Origin of the sequence: Bradyrhizobium betae, assembly GCF_004123905.1 — a bacterium.
GTDB classification, from domain to species: Bacteria; Pseudomonadota; Alphaproteobacteria; order Rhizobiales; family Xanthobacteraceae; genus Bradyrhizobium; species Bradyrhizobium betae_A.
The window spans coordinates 115,819-135,661 of sequence record NZ_MZXW01000054.1 but is presented as its reverse complement, the minus strand read 5'-3'; the positions used below and the strand labels follow the sequence as shown (position 1 = coordinate 135,661).

The 19,843-nt window shown below is 64.7% G+C and carries 19 protein-coding genes; 5 read left to right on the top strand and 14 right to left on the bottom strand.

Annotation, left to right across the window (positions count from 1 at the left end):
* Window positions 1–11: 11 nt before the first annotated feature.
* The 5 genes from B5V03_RS38480 to B5V03_RS38460 are packed head-to-tail and all read right to left on the bottom strand — an operon-like array spanning window position 12 to window position 5,847.
* Window positions 12–788, bottom strand: a complete 777-nt coding sequence (locus B5V03_RS38480; RefSeq protein WP_129275614.1) for a TatD family hydrolase — start codon at window positions 786–788, stop codon at window positions 12–14.
* Between the two features lie 13 nt (window positions 789–801).
* Window positions 802–2,808, bottom strand: a complete 2,007-nt coding sequence (metG, locus tag B5V03_RS38475) for a methionine--tRNA ligase (protein WP_129275613.1) — start codon at window positions 2,806–2,808, stop codon at window positions 802–804.
* 44 nt (window positions 2,809–2,852) lie between these two features.
* On the bottom strand, window positions 2,853–3,899 hold the full coding sequence (locus B5V03_RS38470) for a DNA polymerase III subunit delta' (RefSeq protein WP_129275612.1): 1,047 nt from the start codon (window positions 3,897–3,899) through the stop codon (window positions 2,853–2,855).
* Entirely contained in the window at window positions 3,896–4,582 is a 687-nt protein-coding gene (tmk, locus tag B5V03_RS38465) for a dTMP kinase (protein WP_129275611.1), read from the bottom strand. Before tmk ends, B5V03_RS38470 begins: the two co-directional genes overlap by 4 nt.
* A gap of 2 nt (window positions 4,583–4,584) precedes the next feature.
* Window positions 4,585–5,847 carry a D-alanyl-D-alanine carboxypeptidase family protein gene (locus tag B5V03_RS38460; protein ID WP_164988568.1) on the bottom strand — a complete coding sequence of 421 codons (1,263 nt, stop codon included), beginning with the start codon at window positions 5,845–5,847 and terminating at the stop codon, window positions 4,585–4,587.
* A gap of 152 nt (window positions 5,848–5,999) precedes the next feature.
* Here B5V03_RS38460 and B5V03_RS38455 point away from each other — a divergent pair, with 152 nt between their 5' ends.
* Window positions 6,000–6,956, top strand: a complete 957-nt coding sequence (locus B5V03_RS38455; protein ID WP_129275609.1) for an alpha/beta fold hydrolase — start codon at window positions 6,000–6,002, stop codon at window positions 6,954–6,956.
* On the opposite strand, the gene B5V03_RS38450 is transcribed toward B5V03_RS38455, so the two are convergent.
* The 4 genes from B5V03_RS38450 to B5V03_RS38435 all read right to left on the bottom strand — a co-directional run bounded on the left by B5V03_RS38450 (window position 6,953) and on the right by B5V03_RS38435 (window position 9,261).
* On the bottom strand, window positions 6,953–7,480 hold the full coding sequence (locus tag B5V03_RS38450; RefSeq protein WP_245502476.1) for a GNAT family N-acetyltransferase: 528 nt from the start codon (window positions 7,478–7,480) through the stop codon (window positions 6,953–6,955). The genes B5V03_RS38455 and B5V03_RS38450 overlap by 4 nt on opposite strands.
* A gap of 10 nt (window positions 7,481–7,490) precedes the next feature.
* Window positions 7,491–8,033, bottom strand: coding sequence for a phage tail protein (locus B5V03_RS38445; protein WP_129275608.1), 543 nt, complete (start codon window positions 8,031–8,033; stop codon window positions 7,491–7,493).
* Window positions 8,034–8,073: 40 nt separating this feature from the next.
* A complete protein-coding gene (locus B5V03_RS38440) occupies window positions 8,074–8,601 on the bottom strand; it encodes a phage tail protein (RefSeq protein WP_129275607.1) in 528 nt (175 codons plus the stop codon).
* Between the two features lie 114 nt (window positions 8,602–8,715).
* Entirely contained in the window at window positions 8,716–9,261 is a 546-nt protein-coding gene (locus B5V03_RS38435; protein WP_129275606.1) for a phage tail protein, read from the bottom strand.
* Window positions 9,262–9,754: 493 nt separating this feature from the next.
* On the opposite strand from B5V03_RS38435, the gene B5V03_RS38430 reads away from it, so the two are divergent.
* Window positions 9,755–15,799, top strand: a complete 6,045-nt coding sequence (locus B5V03_RS38430; RefSeq protein WP_129275605.1) for an IPT/TIG domain-containing protein — start codon at window positions 9,755–9,757, stop codon at window positions 15,797–15,799.
* Window positions 15,800–15,842: 43 nt separating this feature from the next.
* On the opposite strand, the gene B5V03_RS38425 is transcribed toward B5V03_RS38430, so the two are convergent.
* Window positions 15,843–16,778, bottom strand: coding sequence for a septal ring lytic transglycosylase RlpA family protein (locus B5V03_RS38425; RefSeq protein ID WP_129275604.1), 936 nt, complete (start codon window positions 16,776–16,778; stop codon window positions 15,843–15,845).
* A gap of 804 nt (window positions 16,779–17,582) precedes the next feature.
* On the opposite strand from B5V03_RS38425, the gene B5V03_RS42860 reads away from it, so the two are divergent.
* Window positions 17,583–17,711: a hypothetical protein gene (locus B5V03_RS42860; protein WP_283811574.1), complete on the top strand. Its 129-nt coding sequence runs from the start codon at window positions 17,583–17,585 to the stop codon at window positions 17,709–17,711.
* A 33-nt stretch (window positions 17,712–17,744) separates the two neighbouring features.
* On the opposite strand, the gene B5V03_RS38415 is transcribed toward B5V03_RS42860, so the two are convergent.
* A complete protein-coding gene (locus tag B5V03_RS38415; RefSeq protein ID WP_129275603.1) occupies window positions 17,745–18,026 on the bottom strand; it encodes a hypothetical protein in 282 nt (93 codons plus the stop codon).
* Window positions 18,027–18,188: 162 nt separating this feature from the next.
* Between B5V03_RS38415 and B5V03_RS38410 the strand changes: the two genes are divergently transcribed.
* A complete protein-coding gene (locus B5V03_RS38410; protein ID WP_129275602.1) occupies window positions 18,189–18,767 on the top strand; it encodes a TIGR00645 family protein in 579 nt (192 codons plus the stop codon).
* Window positions 18,768–18,782: 15 nt separating this feature from the next.
* On the opposite strand, the gene B5V03_RS38405 is transcribed toward B5V03_RS38410, so the two are convergent.
* Both B5V03_RS38405 and B5V03_RS42115 read right to left on the bottom strand, forming a co-directional pair.
* Window positions 18,783–19,103 carry a DUF1476 domain-containing protein gene (locus B5V03_RS38405; protein WP_164988567.1) on the bottom strand — a complete coding sequence of 107 codons (321 nt, stop codon included), beginning with the start codon at window positions 19,101–19,103 and terminating at the stop codon, window positions 18,783–18,785.
* A gap of 216 nt (window positions 19,104–19,319) precedes the next feature.
* Window positions 19,320–19,466: a hypothetical protein gene (locus B5V03_RS42115; protein ID WP_206736241.1), complete on the bottom strand. Its 147-nt coding sequence runs from the start codon at window positions 19,464–19,466 to the stop codon at window positions 19,320–19,322.
* On the opposite strand from B5V03_RS42115, the gene B5V03_RS42945 reads away from it, so the two are divergent.
* Window positions 19,404–19,583 (top strand): hypothetical protein, encoded by a 180-nt coding sequence (locus tag B5V03_RS42945; RefSeq protein ID WP_349643414.1) that lies wholly within the window; start codon window positions 19,404–19,406, stop codon window positions 19,581–19,583. The genes B5V03_RS42115 and B5V03_RS42945 overlap by 63 nt on opposite strands.
* A gap of 51 nt (window positions 19,584–19,634) precedes the next feature.
* On the opposite strand, the gene B5V03_RS38395 is transcribed toward B5V03_RS42945, so the two are convergent.
* On the bottom strand, window positions 19,635–19,826 hold the full coding sequence (locus tag B5V03_RS38395) for a hypothetical protein (protein WP_129275599.1): 192 nt from the start codon (window positions 19,824–19,826) through the stop codon (window positions 19,635–19,637).
* Window positions 19,827–19,843 lie beyond the last annotated feature (17 nt).

The window sequence follows — 19,843 nt, the reverse complement described above, 5'->3', positions numbered from 1 at the left end:
GGATTCCAGTCTCAAGCTTTCACCTTGGAGAACAGGCGGAAGAAGTTGTCGGTGGTCTGGCGTGAGATCTCTTCAAGCGACACGCCGCGGGTTTCGGCAAGCACTTTGGCGACCTCGACCACATAGGCCGGCTCGTTACGTTTGCCCCGAAACTTGCCGGGCGCAAGATAGGGCGAGTCTGTTTCAACCAGAATACGGTCAGACGGCAGCTCCGCCGCGAGCGCACGCAGGGCCTCCGACTTCTTGAAGGTCAGGATGCCCGTGAAACCGATATAGAGCCCGAGCGACACTGCCTTCAGCGCCAGCTCGCGCCCGCCTGTGTAACAATGCAGCACCGCGCGAAACGCTCCCTTGGCCACCTCCTCTTCCAGGATATGGGCGCAGTCTTCGTCCGCCTCGCGGGTGTGGATCACGAGCGGCAGGCCAGTCGCGCGGGCAGCCGCGATATGAGCGCGGAAGCCCCTCGCTTGCGCCTCCGGCGAGCCGTCGTCGTAGAAATAGTCGAGCCCGGCCTCGCCGAGCGCGACGACCTTGGGATGCTGCGTCAGCGCGATCAGTTCGTCCGGCGAGATGCCATCTTCCTCGTCGGCGTTGTGTGGGTGGGTGCCGACCGAACAATAGACATCGTCGAAGCGCTCGGCGATTGCGAGAAGCTGATTGAGTTTGCGCACCCGCGTCGAGATCGTGACCATACGGCCGATGCCGGCCGCACGTGCACGTGAGACGATCCCGTCGAGATCTTCCGCAAAGTCGGGAAAATCCAGATGGCAGTGACTGTCGACCAGCATTGCGCGAACGCCTCTAAGCCGCCGGCTCGATGTAGCGCGGGAACGCCGGCGTCGGCGCCGGCAGCGTCGAGCCGGGCGCGATGCGCTTGTCGCCGCCGAGCGACGCAAAATCGCGCTCGCCCGCGGGGACGCCGAGGCTGTCGAGCAGCAAGCTGGATGCGGTCGGCATCGCCGGCTGGGCCAGGATCGCGATCTGGCGCACGACTTCGGCAGTGACGTAGAGCACCGTCTTCTGCCTGGCAGGATCGGTCTTGGCCAGCGCCCACGGCGCCTCGCCCGCGAAATAGCGGTTGGCCTCCGCGACCACGGCCCACACGGCGTTGAGCCAGTGATGGATCTGCTGCGTCGCCATCGCTTCGCGGCTCGCGGCGATCATGCCGTCAGCCATCGCCAAAATCGCCTTGTCGTTGTCGCTGTACGCGCCCGGCTCCGGCAGCACGCCGCCCAGTTGCTTGGCGATCATCGACAGTGAGCGCTGCGCGAGGTTGCCGAGATCGTTGGCGAGATCGGCATTGATCCGCGCAACGATGGCCTCGTGATTGTAGTTTCCATCCTGGCCATACGAAACCTCGCGCAGGAAGAAATAGCGCATCTGGTCGACGCCATACTGGTCCGCAAGATTGAAGGGATCGACGACATTGCCGACCGACTTCGACATCTTCTCGCCCCTGTTGAACAGGAAGCCATGGGCATAGACCCGCTTCGGCAGTGAAATGCCCGCCGACATCAGGAATGCCGGCCAGTACACCGCGTGGAAGCGGATGATGTCCTTGCCGATGATGTGCACGTCCGCCGGCCAGTAACGCCAGTTCTTGTCGCTCTCGTCGGGGAAGCCGACACCGGTAATGTAGTTGGTCAGCGCATCGACCCAGACATACATCACGTGCTCTTCGTCGCCGGGCACCTTGACGCCCCAGTCGAAGGTGGTGCGCGAGATCGAGAGGTCGCGCAGGCCGCCCTTGACGAAACTCACCACCTCGTTCTTGCGGGAGTCAGGCCCGATGAAATCAGGGCGATCCGCGTAGAGCTTCAGAAGCTTGTCCTGATAGGTCGAGAGGCGGAAGAAGTAGCTCTTCTCCTCGACCCACTCCACTGGCGTGCCCTGCGGCCCGAGGCGCACGCCTTCGTCGTTCAGGCGCGTCTCGTCCTCGGCGTAATAGGCCTCGTCGCGCACCGAATACCAGCCGGCATAGGTGTCGGCATAGATATCGCCGTTGGCTTCCATGCGCCGCCATATCTCCTGGCTGGAGCGATGGTGCTGCTCTTCGGTGGTACGGATGAAGCGGTCGAACGACACGTTCAGGCGCTGGTCCATCTCCCTGAAGCGGTTCGCGTTGCGCTCGGCGAGCTGCGCGGCCGTCAAACCTTCGTTCTGCGCGGTCTGGACCATCTTCTGGCCGTGCTCGTCGGTGCCGGTCAGGAAAAAGACGTCCTTGCCATCGAGCCGCGCAAAGCGCGCCAGCACGTCCGCCGAGATCGCCTCATAGGCGTGGCCAATATGCGGGCTGCCGTTGGGATAGGCGATCGCGGTCGAGATGTAGAAGATATTGTCGCGCGCGGGGGCCGCAACGGGTGCCGCGGCTTGCGGAGCCGCGCCGGGCTTCGGCCCGCGCGCCGCCTCAGGCTTCGACACCTTGGGCAACGACACCTTCGGCTTCACAACCTTCGGCGGCGTGGCGACAGGACGCGGTGCGGCGGTCACGGCAGGCGTGGTCAGTTTCGCTTTCTTGGCGACCTTCTTCGCCGGAGCCTTGTTCTTCGCCGGAGACTTGGCTGCCTTTTTGGCCGCTTTCTTCACCGCCTTTTTGGCGACGACCTGCTTCTTCGCAACCTTCTTGCCGGCCTTCTTTGACGTCTTCGCAGCGCTCTTCTTCACGCCCTTCTTGGCGGCAGCCTTCTCGGACTTCTGGACCTTCTTGGCGGACGCGCGCGTCTTCACAGCCTTTTTCGTGGCTTTCTTGACGACCTTCTTCGCAGCCGTCTTCTTGCCCTTGGCGATTTTCTTAGCTCGTGTTGCCACGACGAATTCCTTTACCGACTTCTCAAATTTGGAAACGAATGCGCCTAGCGCGTTGCGTCCGCCAGCCAGCCGAACACCGAGAAAACCAAGGGCTTTCGCTCCAGATTGTAGGTTTCGGTGTCGCGCGCGGCGCGGACGATCTTTTCCCATACCTCAGCTAGGCGCGCAAGGCGCGGCAGGTTCTGGTTGGCGTTGGCCTCGTCCGCATGCAGGCGTTCCGCGATCCAGCGATCGATGCCGTCGATGAAGGCCGCAAGCGCGACGCGATCGCTGGTCCCCAGCGATTCGCCGAGCGTATGCAATTCGCGCGGATCGACTTGTGGCAGTCGCGCAAGCAGCGACGCCGTGCGCTGCTGGAGTTTCAACGCATCCCCGCCGAGCAGCGTCAGCGCCCGCGCCACGCTGCCCTCGGAGGCCTCCGCCGCTTCGCGCAGGGCGAGGTCGGTCGGAGCGAGATCAGCCGCCGAAGCCGCCGCGCCGATCACCTCATCCGTTTCGAGCGGCCGCAGGCGCAGCTTGCGGCAACGTGACTGAATTGTGGCGAGCACGCGCGCCGGCGCGTGGCTCACCAGCAGGAACAGCGATTGCTGCGGCGGCTCCTCCAGGATCTTCAGCAGCGCGTTGGCCGCATTCGGATTGAGCTCGTCGACAGTATCGACGATACAGACGCGCCAGCCTTCCGCCGCAGCGGTCGAGCCGAAGAAGCCGATCGTCTCGCGGGTCTCGTCCACGGTGATCACGGTGCGCATCACGCCGCGGTCGTTGGCGGTGCGCTCCAGCGTCAAAAGGCCGCCATGCGAGCCGGCCGCGACCTGGCGCGCCACGGCGTCCTCAGGATCGATCGCGAGGTCTTCGGCGCGCTGCACGGCTGGCGCCAGCGGCTGGCCGCGGGCGAGCACGAAACGCGCCATGCGATAGGCCAGCGTCGCCTTGCCGATGCCTTGCGGCCCGCCGATCAGCCAGGCATGCGGGATGCGCCCGCTGCGATAGGCCGTCAGCAGCGCCGTCTCGGCCTCGCGATGGCCGAACAGAAGGCTCGTCTCGCGCGGATGCGGAATCGCGCTCTCGCTCTCGGCCTTGCGCGGGCTCATACGGAAACCACCGAGGCTGGCGTCAGGAGCAGCCGCTCGCGCATTACACTCCAGACGCGCCCAGCCACTGTATCGGGATCGGAATTGGCGTCGATCAGCACGCAGCGCGAAGGCTCGTCCGCCGCGATCTTGCGATAAGCCTCGCGCAGGCCCTGGTGGAAGCTGAGCTTCTCGCCCTCGAACCTGTCGGGCGTGCTGCTGCCGCGGCGCGCGGCGGCGCGCTGGAGGCCGATCTCGACAGGCAAATCGAGGATGATGGTGAGATCAGGCTTGAGATCGCCGATCGTGACCCGCTGCATCGCATTGATGAGACCAATTGGAACGCTGCCGAGGCTGCCCTGATATGCGCGCGTCGAGTCGGCAAAACGGTCGCACAGCACCCAAATGCCCTGCTTGAGCGCGGGCTCGATCACGGTGCGGACGTGGTCGTCACGGGCGGCTGCGAACAGCAGTGTCTCGGCCTCGGGCCCGAGCAGCTTGCCCATCCCCGACAGCACCAGATGGCGCATGATCTCGGCACCAGGCGAGCCACCCGGCTCGCGCGTGACGAGGGTGCGAAGCTTCGCGGCCTTGAGCCGGTCGGCAAGCTTCTTGATCTGGGTCGACTTGCCAGTTCCCTCGCCGCCTTCAAAGGTGATGAAACGTCCGCGTCCGGACCGCCGCTGTCCCGCACTTTCACTCATGATCAGAGCTTCTCGGCGCCCGCGCGGAACATGCCGATCACGAGCTCGCTGGCACCATCGATCGCGCGGCGCACGGTCGAGCCGGTGGCGATCGCATCGGCCGCATAGACCGGCGTCTCCACCGCGATATTGCCGCTACGCCAGACCTTGACCACGCCGACCTTCTGGCCAGCCTCGACAGGCGCCCGCACCGGACCACTATAGACCACGCGCGCGATCAGCTTGTCGCTACCGTTCTTGTGCACCATCACCTTCACGGGATCTTTCGCGACCAGTTTCACCGAGCGGCTCTCGCCGCCGAACACTTTTGCGTAGCCGACCGGCTGGTCGGCCGCGATCAACGTGCGGGTCTCGAAATTGCGAAAGCCCCATTCCAGCATCTTCTTGGCTTCGGTGGCGCGATCCTCGGGGTCTTCGAGCCCGTTGACGACGACGATGAGCCGCGTGCCGTTCTGCACGGCAGAGCCGACCATGCCGTAGCCGCCTTCCTTGGTAAACCCGGTCTTCAGGCCGTCCGCACCTTCCATCGAATTCAGCAACGGATTGCGGTTCGGCTGGCGGATCTTGTTCCAGGTGAATTCCTTCTCGCCGAACAGCTTGTAGAATTCGGGGAAGTCCAGAATGATGTGCCGGGCGAGGATGCCGAGCTCGCGCACGGTCATCTTGTTGCCGGGATCGGGCAGGCCGTTGGAATTGCCAAAGGTCGACTTCGGCATGCCGAGCTCGCGGGCGCGCTTGGTCATGAAATCGGCGGCGAATATCTTCTCGTTGCCGGCGATGCCTTCGGCAAGCGCGATGCAGGCGTCGTTGCCGCTCTGGATGATGGCGCCGTGCAGGAGGTCGTCGACCGAGACCTTGCTGTTGATGGCCGCGAACATGGTCGAGCCGCCCGAGGGCGCGCCACCCTTGCGCCAGGCGTTCTCGCTGATCCGGTATTCGTCGGTCAGCTTCATGTCGCCCTTCTTGATGGCGTTGAAGACAACCTCCGCCGTCATCAGCTTCATCATGCTGGAGGGCGCGCGCAGCTCGTCGGCGTTCTTCTCGAACAGCACGCTGCCGCTGGAGGCCTCGATCAGGATCGCGGTCGGCGCGTCGCCGTCGAAGCCGGCCTCTTCCGCCTTCTTGGCGCCCTGGACGCTCTGGTTGGCGGCGTAGAGCGCCCCGCTCCAGCCGATGCCCGCCACCAGGACAGCAGCGATCAGCCCGCGCACCAGCGCTCCGGTGGTGAACCGGTCGCGACGAAGCGGAGAGAGACGAAATGCCATGGCGAAGCCCTGAGAGCGGCGTTCTAACAGTTGGAATCGGTGCGAACAACACGAGGTTGGCGCCAGCACCCGAGTTTGCACGATTCTCGCCGCGGCCCTATCGTGGCACCTCATCTTTCCTGACCAAACCCCTGAAACAAGGCGGAAAAGCGATGTCCTCCACCCGCGTGATCAAGGCCAACGGGATCGACCTGTTCATCCGCGAAGCCGGCCAGGGCCCGCTGGTGGTGCTGTGCCATGGCTGGCCGGAACTGTCCTATTCCTGGCGCCACCAGATCGTAGCGCTCGCGGACGCCGGCTTCCACGTCGTCGCCCCCGACATGCGCGGCTATGGCCAGAGCGCGGCGCCGTCTGAAGCGAATGCCTATTCGATCTTCGACACGGTCGGTGACATCGTCGGCCTCGTTCAGGCGCTGGGCGAGCCCAAGGCGATGGTGGTCGGCCACGACTGGGGCGCGCCGGTCGCCTGGCATGCGGCGCTGTTCCGGCCCGACATCTTCACAGCGGTCGCGGGCCTCAGCGTGCCGCCGCCGTTCCGCGGTCGCGGCAAGCCGCTCGACCTGCTGCGCCAGGGCGGCGTGACCAATTTCTACTGGCAGTATTTCCAGACCCCGAGCGTCGCCGAGGCCGAGCTCGAGCACGACGTTGCCCGTACCATGCGCATCGTGCTCGGCGGCCGCGGCCTCGCCGATCCCAGCGCCGCCATGTTCGTGCAGGAGGGCAAGGGCTTCCTCGGCCACGCCACTGCCGAGGAGCCGCTGCCCGCCTGGCTCAGCGAGGCCGATCTGGCCATCTTCAACGAGGCCTTCCGCAAGTCCGGCTTCCGCGGCGGGCTGAACTGGTATCGCAACCTCGACCGCAATTGGGAGCTGACGGCGCCCTGGCAGGATGCGCAGATCCACCAGCCCTCCCTCTTCATCGCCGGTTCGAAAGACGCGGTCATCACGGGGCTGATCGGAGCCAAGCGCGTCAACGAGCTGGAGCGCGTGCTGCCCAATCTGACGCGAAAACTCATCATAGAAGGCGCCGGCCATTGGGTGCAGCAGGAGCGGCCCGACGAGGTGAACGCGGCGCTGGTGAAATTTTTGCGCGAGGCGGCGGTGCGTTAGGTCAGGTCCTTTCTCATCGCGATGTGGGCGGCGCCCGCCTGCCCGGTCTCGGCAAATCCGCGCCGCAGGTAGAACCTGTGCGCGGCCACATTGCTCGCGAGCACCGTGAGCGTCAGCGCTTCGACACTCAGCTGCCGTGCGCTCGCTGCGAGAGATTCGATGATCTTCGTCCCGGCGCCGTGACCGCAATCAGCTGGCAGCAGCGCGATATCGACGATGTGCAAGCGCTCGCTTGCGCAATGAAGCAGCAACCGGCCGATCGCGGTGCCGTCTCGTGTCACGATCAGCGATAGCGCGTCGGGAAATTGCGCGGCATACCCGGCCGTCTGGCTGCTGAACTGCTGCGCGATCACCTGATCGAGGATCGGCCCGGACAGGCCCGTGGCGGCGAATTGCCCGGTCCGCACCTCCTCGAAGAGATGGCGGATGAATGGCTCGTCGCTCGGGCCCGCGGGCCGAAGCCGCAGCGCCGGATCGTCCGGGACGATGTCTAGCGCCGCGCCATCAATCATGCCGTCGCGCACTCAAGATGGTTCAGGAGAAGGATGGAAAAATTCCTGCATAGGCGATGCACCAGACGATCGCCTGGGTGGGCTGCATGTTCTCATGAGGAAGGTTCTGCCCGGTGAGCGCGACGGCGTTGGGCGCCAAGGTCAGAGTGCCGGGCGGCGCCGTGAAGCCGTTGAAGCCAGGATCGATCGCCACCGTGCTCCCCGGCGCTCCGGGACCCGGCACAGCACCTTGCGCGCTCTTGTTGCCGAGCTGCAGGACGTGCGTGTGCGTCGCCATGTTGTCGCTGACCAAGCTCACCTGAGCACTGCCGACGACCTCGCCGATGACGCGATTCTGCAATCCCGGACCCTGGCCCTGGCTGATCGCGATCGACCCGTTCAGGTTCGGCAAGGCGAAATTGGTCGTACCGTTGCCGCCGTAAGAGGTGCCGATCAGTGAATACAGAGTGCTGTAGGTCTGAAGGGCGAGAAGCTGGCCGCCGCACGGCAGCCAAATATTGTTGAAGCCGCCGACCGCCCAAGAAAACGGGAAGGCCTGAATTTCTCCGACGTACGGTTCTGACATGGTGTCTTTCCTCGAGACTGAATACGGATGCGCGCGCAGTCTAGCCGGATGAAGGGAAGATGCCTGAGTAGCAGATGCAGTAATTGGCAACGACGGTCGGCATCATGTTGTCGTGCGCGACGCTGTTGCCAGCCGTCGTGACGCAGGCGGCCATGACAGCGTAAGTCCCGGCGTTCGCAGTCGGCGCATAGAGTTCACCCGCTGACGCCGTGGCAAGATGGAGAGTCTGCCCGGGCGTTGCCGCCGTCCCCGTCGCGGTGGAGGACGCCAGCGCATGACTGTGGGCCGGCATTTCGGCCTCGACCAGCGTGTGCTGCTCCTCACCCCCAACCTGCCCCAACACGTAGTTCGGGAAGCCTTGACCCTGTCCCTGTCCGATCGCGACGCGGCCGCGAAGATCGGGAAGGTTGAAGGTGCTGGCACCGTCGCCGCCATAGGTCGTGCCGACCACGGTATAAAGCGTTTCGTATTGTGAAATCGGCAGCGATTGTCCGGCGCACGCCAACCAACCGTTGGGAATACGCGGAAAGCCGAACAGTCGAATCTCGCCGATATACGGATCTGACATCGCCTGTGATCCTTTGCCTGTGCGCTCTACCGCTTCAATTTGAAGGGTGCATGCGTGGAAGTTCGAAGCGTCGGTGTGCAGAATGTCGTTCGCGCAAGTCCCGTTGTGCAGCGGTCAGTTTCGCGACGGATATATCCCCTGCGTCGCAATCAGATAGCTGATCGCGAGATAGGGCTGCAGGTTGTTGTGCGCCTGACCAAGGCCCTCATTCACCAGGTTGGTGCCGATCGCCAAAGGCGTGTCGCCGCCGCCCGGCTCTGCGAAAATCATCGCTGGATTGCCCGGCGGCAGGGAGTTCGTCCCGAAGACATTATTGTTAGGAGGCACGTTTCCACGTCCGGCTCCGGCCGTCGCGGACACTTGAATGAGATGGTTGTGGGCCGGGAGCTGCGACACGATCAAGGGGACCGAATTCGTTCCGCTGACCATGCCGACCGGGTATGAACCACCGCCGCCACTCGAGCCCAGGATCGCGCGACCGCGCAGATCAGGAAGCGCAAATGTCGTCATTCCGTTGCCGCCATAATAGGTACCGAGCAACGAGAACAGCCCGGAATTTTGCTGGATCGACAGCAGCGCACCGTTACACGGCGCCCAGCCTCTGGGAATTATTGCGCCCGCAAAAGGCATAATCTGGCCGAGAACAGGCTCGTACGGCATGACCCCTCCCAAAAAAACAAGTGGTCCGTCGCGCGCAGACCGCGACGACGATCCTTAAATTAAAGAATGAATTTCTTGCGTCACACTCGCCGAGATTGTTAATCAGCCAGCGTTGACAGTCAAGCGCAAGCACAACCATAAATTGGCGTGCGTCGACTGCGACCAAAGCACGCTTTTGTTGCCGCCATGCAACGGTTCGCCGGAAAGTAGTGTCCGCAACTTGGTTTGAGGCTTGCGCGCTTGCGTTGTGCACCGCGTCCCGTCCAAATGCACGCAACAATTTACGCGAATAATTTCACAATCAGGGATTTTAGGCGGCTGCTCCGTCGAGAGCTGCCGCCAAGGGGGGCCGGTGAGTCACGCAATTGCGGTGGCCGTTCCAGACATAATCGGGGAATTGGCGGTCCCGGCACGCGATGGTGGAGCTATCCCGTCGCGGATATTGCGCTCTGTCTGGCGGGCGGCTCAACGCATCTGCATCGCGGCCGTCTTGATGCTCGGCGCGATGGCCGCGGCGAATGCTGCTTGCGATCAAACGACGAATTCCACGTCGGGTGTAACGGTCAACTTCACGTCGGTCGGTCAGACCTACCGCCTGTGCTTAACTGTCGGCACGGCCTCCGCCCCTGCCGACGACTCCGTTGTTTGGGGCCTTTTTTCCGTCTCGGGCACAGATTCATTCTGGAACGCGCCAATCTCCAATTCCAGCGGCACCAATGCGGGCAACCAACAGCTCACCGCCGCTGACTACAATCCGACGACGGCGAAGGCGACCTATACGTTTCATCCAGCAAACCCGAACGGAGCTGGTGTAAGTGCGAATTCCGGTCAGGCCGGGATCGACATCACGCTGAACAGCAAGACGGGCAGCGGACAGGAGACGATCACGCTCTATTACGCGCCGGGCTGCAGCGATTTCACCTCGAGCTGTCCCGGCAGTTCGATCGCGAACACCCCTTTTGTGTTCACGATCAATCTGCCCAGCCCGACGGTGACGGCGATTTCACCGACGTCCGGGCCCTTGGCCGGCGGCACGTCGGTGGTGATCACAGGCACTAATTTTACCGGGACGACCGGCGCGGGCGGCGTCAAGTTCGGCGCCACCAACGCGACCAGCTACACCGTCAATTCCAACACCCAGATCACCGCGACCGCACCGGCAGGGGCCGCCGGGACCGTCGATATCACGGTCACGAACGGCTCGACATCGCCGACGTCGGCGGCAGACCAATACACATATGTTGCCGCGCCGACCGTCACCTCGATCTCGCCGACCTCCGGCCCAACGGGTGGCGGCACGACGGTGATCATCGCCGGTACGAATTTCAGCACGACCACAGGCGCGGCCGGTGTGAAATTCGGCGCGACCAATGCCACGGGCTACACGGTCAACTCCAATACCCAGATCACGGCCACCGCTCCCGCCGGCAGTGCTGGCACCGTCGACGTCACCGTCACGACACCGGGTGGAACATCCGCGACCACGGCCTCCGACCAGTTCACCTATGTGGCCGCGCCCACCGTCACCTCGATCTCGCCGACGTCGGGCCCGGGTGGCGGCGGCACCACCGTGACCATCACCGGCACCAACCTGCTGAATGCGACGGCCGTGACGTTCGGGGCAACGGCTGCGACTGGCTTCACCGTCAATTCGGCGACCCAGATCACCGCGACATCGCCAGCCGGGACCGGCACCGTGGATGTCCGCGTGACGACGGCCGGCGGGACGTCTGCAACATCGGCGGCAGACCAGTTCACCTATATCCCCACACCGACTGTCACCTCGATCTCGCCCACGGCAGGGCCCACGGCGGGCGGCACCACCGTGACCATCACAGGCACCAATTTCACCGGCGTCACCGCCGTGACGTTCGGTGCGACGGCGGCAACCGGCTTCACCTTCAACTCGGCGACCTCGATCACCGCGACCTCGCCGGCAGGCAGCGCCGGCACTGTTGACGTCAGGATCACGACCCCTGGCGGGACGTCGGCAACTTCGGCCGCCGACCAGTTCACCTATGTCGCGCCGCCAACAGTCACCTCGATCTCACCGACGGCCGGCCCGCAGACCGGCGGCACGACGGTCATCATCACCGGCACCAATCTCTCGGGCGCGACGGCGATCTCGTTCGGGGGCACGGCGGCAACGGGCTTCACCGTCAATTCAGCGACCCAGATCACCGCGACATCGCCGGCGCATGCCGCCGGCACCATCGACGTCACGGTCACGACCGCGGGCGGTACGTCGGCAACTTCAGCTGCCGATCAGTTCACCTACGTCCCGGCACCGACCGTCACCTCGATTTCGCCGACATCAGGTCCAGGTGGAGGCGGCACGACGGTGACGATCACCGGCACCAACTTCACGGGCGCGACAGCAGTCGTGTTCGGCGCCACGGCTGCGACGGGCTTTACAGTCGTCTCGGCGACGACGATCACGGCGACCTCGCCGGCAGGCACCGGCACCGTGGATGTCAGGGTCACGACAACGGGCGGCACATCGGCGACTTCGGCGGCTGACCAGTTCACCTACATCCCCGTCCCCACCGTCACCTCGATCTCGCCGACGGCGGGGCCGACAGCGGGCGGCACCACGGTGACGATCACCGGCACCAATTTTACGGGGGTCACCGCCGTGACGTTCGGTGCGACGGCGGCGACCGGCTTCACCTTCAACTCGGCGACCTCGATCACCGCGACCTCGCCGGCCGGGACCGGCGTGGTCGACGTCAGGGTCACGACTCCGGGCGGAACGTCGGCAACCTCCGCAGCTGACCAATTCACCTATGTCGGCCCCCCGACAGTCACGTCGATTTCGCCGACATCCGGCCCGCTGGCCGGCGGCACCACAGTGATCATAACCGGTGCCAATCTGTCCGGGGCGACCACGGTCGTCTTCGGCGCAACGGCCGCGAGCTTCACGGTCAATTCGGCGACACAGATCACCGCAACATCGCCGGCTGGCACCGGGACCGTCGATGTCAGGGTGACGACCACAGGCGGCACATCGGCAACCTCCGCCGCTGATCAATTCACCTACATCGCTGCCCCGACCGTCACTTCGATCTCGCCGACAACAGGCCCCGGCTCAGGGGGCACCACGGTCACGATCACGGGCACGGGATTCTCGACGACGACTGCGGTGACCTTCGGCGCCACCGCGGCATCCGGCTTTACGGTCGTCTCCGCGACCACGATCACCGCGACCTCGCCGGCGGGAGCCGGCACCGTGGACGTCCGTGTGACCAACCCCGGCGGCACGTCGGCGACATCGGCCGCCGATCAATTCACCTATGTTCCATCGCCAACGGTCAGTTCGATCTCGCCGACATCGGGTCCGGCCACCGGCGGCACGACGGTGACGATCACGGGCACCAACTTCACGGGCGCAACCGCGGTGACTTTCGGCCCGAGTGCTGCCACCGGCTTCACCGTCAATTCCGCAACCCAGATCACCGCGACCTCGCCGGCCGGGATCGGCGTCGTGGACGTCAGGGTGACAACGATAGGCGGCACCTCCGCGACATCAGCGGCAGACCAGTTCACCTATTTCGCCGCGCCAACTGTGGCGTCGATCTCGCCGACGGGCGGTCCGCTCGCCGGCGGCACATCGGTGACCGTCACCGGCACCAATTTCACCGGCGCGACCACCGTGAAGTTCGGCGCGACCAGCGCAACGGGATTCACGGTCAATTCGGCAACCTCGATCACGGCAACCTCTCCGGCCGGGACAGGCACGGTGGACGTCACGGTCACGACGCCGGGCGGAACGTCGGCCACCTCAGCTGCGGATCAATTCACCTACGCCGCGGCACCGACGGTAACGTCGGTCGCGCCGAATGCGGGCCCGACGACGGGCGGCACGGTCGTGACGGTCACGGGCACGGGATTCACCGGCACCACCGCGGTGACATTCGGCGCAACCGCCGCAACGAGCTTCACGGTCAATTCGTTAACATCAATCACTGCGACGTCACCCGCCGGCACCGGCACCGTGGACCTCCGCGTGACCAATCTCGGCGGCATCTCGGCAACCTCGGCCGCCGACCAGTTCACCTATGTCGCGACGCCAGCCGTTACGTCAATCTCGCCGACGTCGGGGCCGGCGGCCGGCAGCACGGTGGTGACGATCACGGGCACCAATTTCACCGGCGCGACCGCCGTGACGTTCGGTGCAACCGCGGCGGCGGGCTTCACGGTCAACTCCGCAACCTCGATCACCGCGACATCGCCGGCCGGCACCGGCACCGTCGACGTCAGGGTAACGACCACGGGCGGCACATCGCCGACTTCGGCGGCAGACCAGTTCACCTATTTCGCCGCGCCGACCGTGACCTCGATCTCGCCGACAGGCGGTCCGCTCGCCGGCGGCACATCGGTGACCGTCACCGGCACCAATTTTACCGGTGCGACCGTCGTGAAGTTCGGGACGACGAATGCAACGGGCTTCACGGTCAACTCCGCGACCTCGATCACCGCGACCTCTCCGGCCGGGACCGGCACGGTGGACGTCACGGTCACGACACCTGGCGGAACGACGGCCCCATCCGCGGCGGATCAGTTCACCTACGCCGCGACGCCGGCAGTGACGTCGGTTGCGCCGAATGCAGGCCCGACGACGGGCGGCACGTCGGTGACCATCACCGGCACCGGGCTGTCCGGCGCGACCGCGGTCAAGTTCGGCGCCACCAATGCAACGAGCTTCACCGTGAACTCGGCAACGTCCATCACCGCGACCTCACCGGCAGGCGCCGGCACGGTCGACGTCACCGTGACGACTCCAGGCGGAACATCCGCCACATCGGCATCGGATCAATTCAGCTACACGCCCGCACCGTCCGTCACCTCGATCTCGCCGACCTCCGGATCCGCGATCGGCGGCACGTCCGTGGCGATCACGGGGACCGGATTCACGGGCGCCACCGCGGTGAAATTCGGCGCCAACAATGCGACCAGCTTCACGGTGAACTCGGCAACGTCGATCACGGCCACCTCGCCGCCCGGCGCCGGCACAGTCGACGTCACCGTGACGTCGGTTGGTGGAACGTCGCCGACTTCGGCGGCAGACCGGTTCACCTATCTGTCGGCCACAACCACCACGGAGCTCATCTCGTCGAAGAACCCGAGCAGCTACGGCGAGTCCGTGACGTTCACAGCCACGGTGCGCAGCTCGGGCGGAACGCCGACGGGAACGGTCACTTTCAACGACGGCACAACGCCGATCGGCACGTCGACCCTGTCGGCCGGCGCCGCCACCTTTGCCACGACCACGCTCGCTGTCGGCAATCACTCCATCACGGCGACCTACAACCGCAGTGTGGCCTTCAACGCCTCGACCTCGCCGGCCCTGAACCAGACGGTCGACATTCCCGCCGACAGCGCCAAGCTGCGCGCGCTCCAGCTCAATGTCACCAAGATCGTGGCGCAGGCCTCGGGACAGGCGATCTCCGGTTCGATCGACACGGCGATCTCCGAGGGGTTCAGCGAGGGCGGGCAATACATCACGCCGGGTGCCGGCGGGATGCGCGTCAATTTTGCCGCTGCGCCCGACGGCGATGAGGACGACAAGCCCAAATCGGATCAACAGTCCGCGTCGCAAGGCTCCAACGCTTATGCCGGCGGCCGCGGGCGCGGCCGCGGCGCTTCGCGGATCGATGACGCCTTCGCTGCGATCGATCGGGCGGCGCCGACCAAGGCACCCGCCGCGCGCTTCAAGGAGCAGAAGGACTGGCTGTTCTGGATCGACGTGCGCGGCACCGGAATCGACCGCTGGGGCTCGTCCGGCAACATCGGTCAGGGCGCAACGCAAGCCACGCTCTACGGCCAGCAGATCAACTTGCTGTCGGGACTGACCTACCGGGCGAGGCCCGATTTGCTGGTCGGCGTGGTCGGCGGCTACGAGAATTTCAGCTACACCGAGACCGACATCAACGGAAAGCTGAAGGGCGACGGCTGGACGGTCGGCGCCTATCTCGGCTGGAAGATCATCCCGACGCTGCGCTACGACGCGGCCGTGACCTATTCCGGCATCGGCTATAACGGCGTTGCCGGCACCGCCCAGGGCAGTTTCAACGGCAATCGCTGGATGTTCGCGACCGGCTTCACCGGCAGCTACAGCTGGGCCAATTTCAATATCGAGCCGTCGGCCAAGGTCTACGCGCTGTGGGAGCGTGAAAACGCCTATGTCGACTCGCTCGGCACCCAGCAGGCCCCCCGCACCTTCTCCAGCGGCCGCGCCTCTGCCGGCAGCAGGGTCTCCTACCCCGTGCCGTGGCTCGATAGCGTGCTGCTGCTGCCCTATGCCGGCGTCTATGCCGACTACTATTTCACGCAGGACGATGCGGCCGCGATCGTTGCCGCCGGCGGGATCCCGCTCGCTTCGACGCCATTGCTCCAGGGCTGGTCGGCGCGCGTCACCGGCGGCATCGGCGCAAGGCTGGCAGGCGGCACAACGGTCGGCTTCGGCGCCGAGCTCGGCGGCATCGGCGGCAACACGCAGATCTGGACCTTCACGGGGCGCGCACGCATCCCGTTCTGAACCGGAGCGCAGCGGTGCTGCATCGCTGGCTGGATTTGCCTGCTTAGTAGAGACCGCGGCCGCTCAGGATGCCGCGGGCCTCGGCAGCGCCGTCCGAAGTATAGGCGGCGGACGACGCGCTCTCGGTCTCGTAGCGGCCCTCGCCGTCATAGGACACCTGCCGGGCATTCTGGAGCGCCCGGCCACGGCTGCGGCTCGAGGCCGACATTTCCGAGGTCGCATTGAGCGAGGCCATGTCGGCGGAGGTGTTGCCGAGATTGTAGGGCCGTCCTTCCGGCGTCGGAACCTCGCCGCGGATGGCGCCGCGGTTCGACGACGGCAGCTCCGGCACGAACGGTCTCGCCGAGGCGACCCGGACCATCGAGGGTGACGGCGCCGGGATCCCGGTTCGCAAGGTCGCCATCAACTGGCGGTCGTCGGAGCCTTCGAGCGGCGCCCGGCCGACATATTCGACACGGACCTTGGCGACGCCATTGCCTTTGAATTCAAGGAGTTCGGCGGCTTTGTTCGAGACGTCGATGAGTCGATTGCCGTGATAGGGCCCACGGTCATTGACGCGAACGACCAGCGACTTGCCGTTCGACATGTTGGTGACCCGCGCATAGGACGGCATCGGCAGGGTCGGATGCGCCGCCGTCAGCGAGCCCATGTCGAACACTTCGCCATTGGCGGTCAGGCGGCCGTGGAAATCATCGCCGTACCAGGACGCCATGCCCTCGGCCCGGTAGTTGACATCCTCCTCCGGCACGTAGGTCCGGCCCGCCACCACATAGGGCTTGCCGATGCGGTAGGTGCCGCCGCCCTTCGGAACGGGATCACCGAGGGCCACGACCCGGGGGCTCGAGGACACGCCGTATTTCGGATCGACGCGGCTGGCGAACTTGTTGGAGGATGCGCAATTGGCGAGCACGAGGCAGGTTGCGACCGCCGCAACACCGCGCGCGGCCCGCAAAACCGAATCTGACCGTCGGATCCCCATTCGCCCCAAATACCATCTCGCCGGAGGCGTACCCAACCCGCTTTGGTTACGGGGAAGCGCTGTCCGGTCCTTCAATCCGAGGCGGCCCACCACCGCGTCGGAGCAGTAAGAATAACGCAACCGGAACACGGCGGAAATGGGGAGTCCACAGCGAACACGGCGGGATGGTAAACGGCGCGTTCGTTTCCCCCCGTTGATCTACGGAGCGCAAGCACCTGCTCTGTGCCGCTCCTGGACATTCTGTTGCGCCAAATCCTCACTCCACCCCCATTGTCAGCCCGCTCACTGGAATTCTTTTGACTGTGCAAGGCCGCACGCGTTCTCTCGGATGCAAGGGCGGGATTTGGAATTTAACGATGATCGAGACGGTTTCGGCACTGATGGGTCTGGTAAGCGCGGGGATCTTCCTGGCCCATGCATTTGAAGGTTACCGCACGAGGGCCTGAGGGCATTCGCGCGGACGGCAAGCATCACCTCTTTCAAGACGGCCCGTTCGGACAATTTTAATCGATCCGAGCGAGCATCGAAGACGAGAGCGGCAGGTGTCCCATGCGCAACCATGACCTCGTATCCGACAGCTTCCTGGCATTGACCGCAGGCGGATTGGTCCTGCTCTGCTCGAGCCTTGTGGCGCTGGCCTTCGGCTGAGCGCTACCACCACTTTCCCTTTTTCTAACTACAACTACACCGCGATGCAGCATGCGATCCGTTTTGGATTGCCCTGCTCCCGTTTAGTTGATTGAATTTCTGCATTCGACGCCTCGACTTAATTTCAAGAGGCCATCACCAACGAGGGTGACGCAAATGCTTGCTGAGAAATTCTTTCTCGTTCTGGAATCGCTGATCCGTGGCGACCGCACCTATCCCGACGGAAGCCCCCGGGTCATCAGCACCTCCACGCACGTGCCGATGAAGCTGCCGGGCCAGAAATAGCCCGCGCGTCCCGAACGGCGAATCGCACCCCGCTTAGCGCAGGCCCAGCAGTGAGCGGCGATAGAGGCTGTCGCGGGCCTCGTTCAGGCAGACGAAGCTGCCGTCAAAGCCCTGGCCATATCGCTTCTGCGCCTTGCTGTAATAGACGCCCTTCCTGAAATCGAGCCAGACCACCCGGTCGTGCGGGCAATGACGCTGAGCCTGCGCCTCGTAGCGAAACGGCGTCAGCGGCGTCGCCGACGCCTCGCCGGCGCCAAGCAAGATCACCGCGGCGAGCGCGATCCCCACCTGCCCGTTGCCAAAGCCGCTTCGCACGTCCGATCTCCCGATCCAGGCCGCCCGCGCGACGGCCACGTCCGACGCTAGCACGAAACGGCCCGATCCCTGGAGGGCCGCAATTGCACCGCGCGTCTTCCGCCAGCCATCTTGTCGGGCTACATCAAAGCCAGATCATCTCCCTGCAAGGATCCCTGCTGAATGTCGGTTGAGCCTGAAGCCAGCACCGAAGCCAGCCCGCTCGCGCCGCGCCTGGGGCTGCTGCCGATGATCATCTTCGGCTCACGCTGGCTGCAACTGCCGCTCTATCTCGGATTGATCGTGGCGCAATGCGTTTACATCGTGCTGTTCCTCAAGGAGCTCTGGCACCTCTCCTGGCACGCCATCGACCTCACCGAACAGCAGATCATGATGAGCGTGCTCGCGCTCATCGACGTCGTGATGATCTCCAACCTGCTCGTGATGGTCATCGTCGGCGGCTACGAGACCTTCGTCTCGCGGCTCGACCTCCAGGGCCATCCGGACGAGCCGGAATGGCTCGGCCACGTCAATGCGAGCGTGCTGAAGATCAAGCTTGCCATGGCCATTATCGGCATCTCCTCGATCGCGCTGCTGCGCACCTTCATCGAGGCCGGCAATCTCGGCTCGAACCGCGCCGGCTTCACCGAGACCGGCGTGATGTGGCAGGTGCTGATCCACATCACTTTCATTCTCTCGGCGATCGGCATTGCCTATGTCGACAGGCTCAGCGATTCCGGAATGCGCAAGCACGCCGAGTGAGACGCAAGGCCGGCCTTATTGTTTGTCTGCTTCGAGCTGCTGGACGGCCTGATGCAGGCATTCCTGAAACTTCTGGGCGACCTGCTCGCGCGACACGCCCCTGGCGGCGAGATCGCCCGAGACCTTGCCCACGACATCGTCGATCGTCCGGCTCTGCAGATTGTCCGTCACCAGCGCCGTCGCGTAGCTCGCCGCGGCATCGCCGCTAAGGCCGAGCTGGTCGGCGGCCCAGAGTCCGAGCAGCTTGTTGGTCCGGGCCGTGGCCTTGAACATGAGCTCCTCGTCGTGGGCGAATTTCGCCTCAAAGCCCTGCTCGCGCTTGTCGAACGTGGTCATGGTCAGCTCCATTGCGTTTTCGCTGAGGGAACCGGATTTGCCGGGAGCGAACGTCTCCGTCATTCACGTCAATTGAGGATCATTTGAAGCTTCGTCCCGGAAGGCAAACGCCGTCAAGCCTGCCGCGCGCCGCACGCCCGGTCCGTTCACTGCAGCCGTCAGCTTGGCGCCAGCCAGCTCCGCCAGGCGAAGACGTTTACTGTTCGTTAAGCAGACTCAGCGCCGCATGATGAGGGGGATATCGAGAGCTGACGCATGAACAGAGAGCTGCGCGAGTTTCGACGGCTTGAACGCCTCTGCCTGGAGCAGGCTGCCCTGTCCACGATGGACCTCGCCCGAAGTGGATTGCTCAAGGTCGCCCATGATTGCCGCATCGCAGCCGAAGCGATCGAAGCACAATCACCCCGCGGCGCCCTCGCAGGCGCCGTGCAGGCATTCAAGCTAGCCTTGAGCGCGAAGCGGGCGTCCAATCGGCACTAGGCAAAGTCGCAAGGTCGGATTACGAGAGGTTGGCGCACCGACCGAGGTCGGTCACTCCTTTGCCCCCGCGGCCTCGCGCGCGAGGCGTTCGGCTCTCAGCCGCTCCTTGTTGGCGTAAAACGCCTTCTGCGCTGCTTCATGGTCACGCATGGCCTTTTCGGCCTCGACCCGGCGTGATGCGTCGCGAGCCTGGCGCTGTTCGGGGGTCAGCGGTTTGCGTCGGAAGGAAATGTCTTCGGTCATGCCGGGATAACGCAGAC

Excerpts from the sequence above, each read along its gene's own strand:
- B5V03_RS38480 (WP_129275614.1), bottom strand. The coding sequence starts at position 788 with ATGCTGGTCGACAGTCACTGCCATCTGGATTTTCCCGACTTTGCGGAA.
- B5V03_RS38470 (WP_129275612.1), bottom strand. The coding sequence starts at position 3,899 with ATGAGCCCGCGCAAGGCCGAGAGCGAGAGCGCGATTCCGCATCCGCGC.
- tmk (WP_129275611.1), bottom strand. The coding sequence starts at position 4,582 with ATGAGTGAAAGTGCGGGACAGCGGCGGTCCGGACGCGGACGTTTCATC.
- B5V03_RS38460 (WP_164988568.1), bottom strand. The coding sequence starts at position 5,847 with ATGGCATTTCGTCTCTCTCCGCTTCGTCGCGACCGGTTCACCACCGGA.
- B5V03_RS38455 (WP_129275609.1), top strand. The coding sequence starts at position 6,000 with ATGTCCTCCACCCGCGTGATCAAGGCCAACGGGATCGACCTGTTCATC.
- B5V03_RS38445 (WP_129275608.1), bottom strand. The coding sequence starts at position 8,033 with ATGTCAGAACCGTACGTCGGAGAAATTCAGGCCTTCCCGTTTTCTTGG.
- B5V03_RS38440 (WP_129275607.1), bottom strand. The coding sequence starts at position 8,601 with ATGTCAGATCCGTATATCGGCGAGATTCGACTGTTCGGCTTTCCGCGT.
- B5V03_RS38435 (WP_129275606.1), bottom strand. The coding sequence starts at position 9,261 with ATGCCGTACGAGCCTGTTCTCGGCCAGATTATGCCTTTTGCGGGCGCA.
- B5V03_RS38430 (WP_129275605.1), top strand. The coding sequence starts at position 9,755 with ATGCTCGGCGCGATGGCCGCGGCGAATGCTGCTTGCGATCAAACGACG.
- B5V03_RS38425 (WP_129275604.1), bottom strand. The coding sequence starts at position 16,778 with ATGGGGATCCGACGGTCAGATTCGGTTTTGCGGGCCGCGCGCGGTGTT.
- B5V03_RS42860 (WP_283811574.1), top strand. The coding sequence starts at position 17,583 with ATGCTTGCTGAGAAATTCTTTCTCGTTCTGGAATCGCTGATCCGTGGC.
- B5V03_RS38410 (WP_129275602.1), top strand. The coding sequence starts at position 18,189 with ATGTCGGTTGAGCCTGAAGCCAGCACCGAAGCCAGCCCGCTCGCGCCG.
- B5V03_RS38405 (WP_164988567.1), bottom strand. The coding sequence starts at position 19,103 with ATGACCACGTTCGACAAGCGCGAGCAGGGCTTTGAGGCGAAATTCGCC.
- B5V03_RS42115 (WP_206736241.1), bottom strand. The coding sequence starts at position 19,466 with ATGGGCGACCTTGAGCAATCCACTTCGGGCGAGGTCCATCGTGGACAG.
- B5V03_RS38395 (WP_129275599.1), bottom strand. The coding sequence starts at position 19,826 with ATGACCGAAGACATTTCCTTCCGACGCAAACCGCTGACCCCCGAACAG.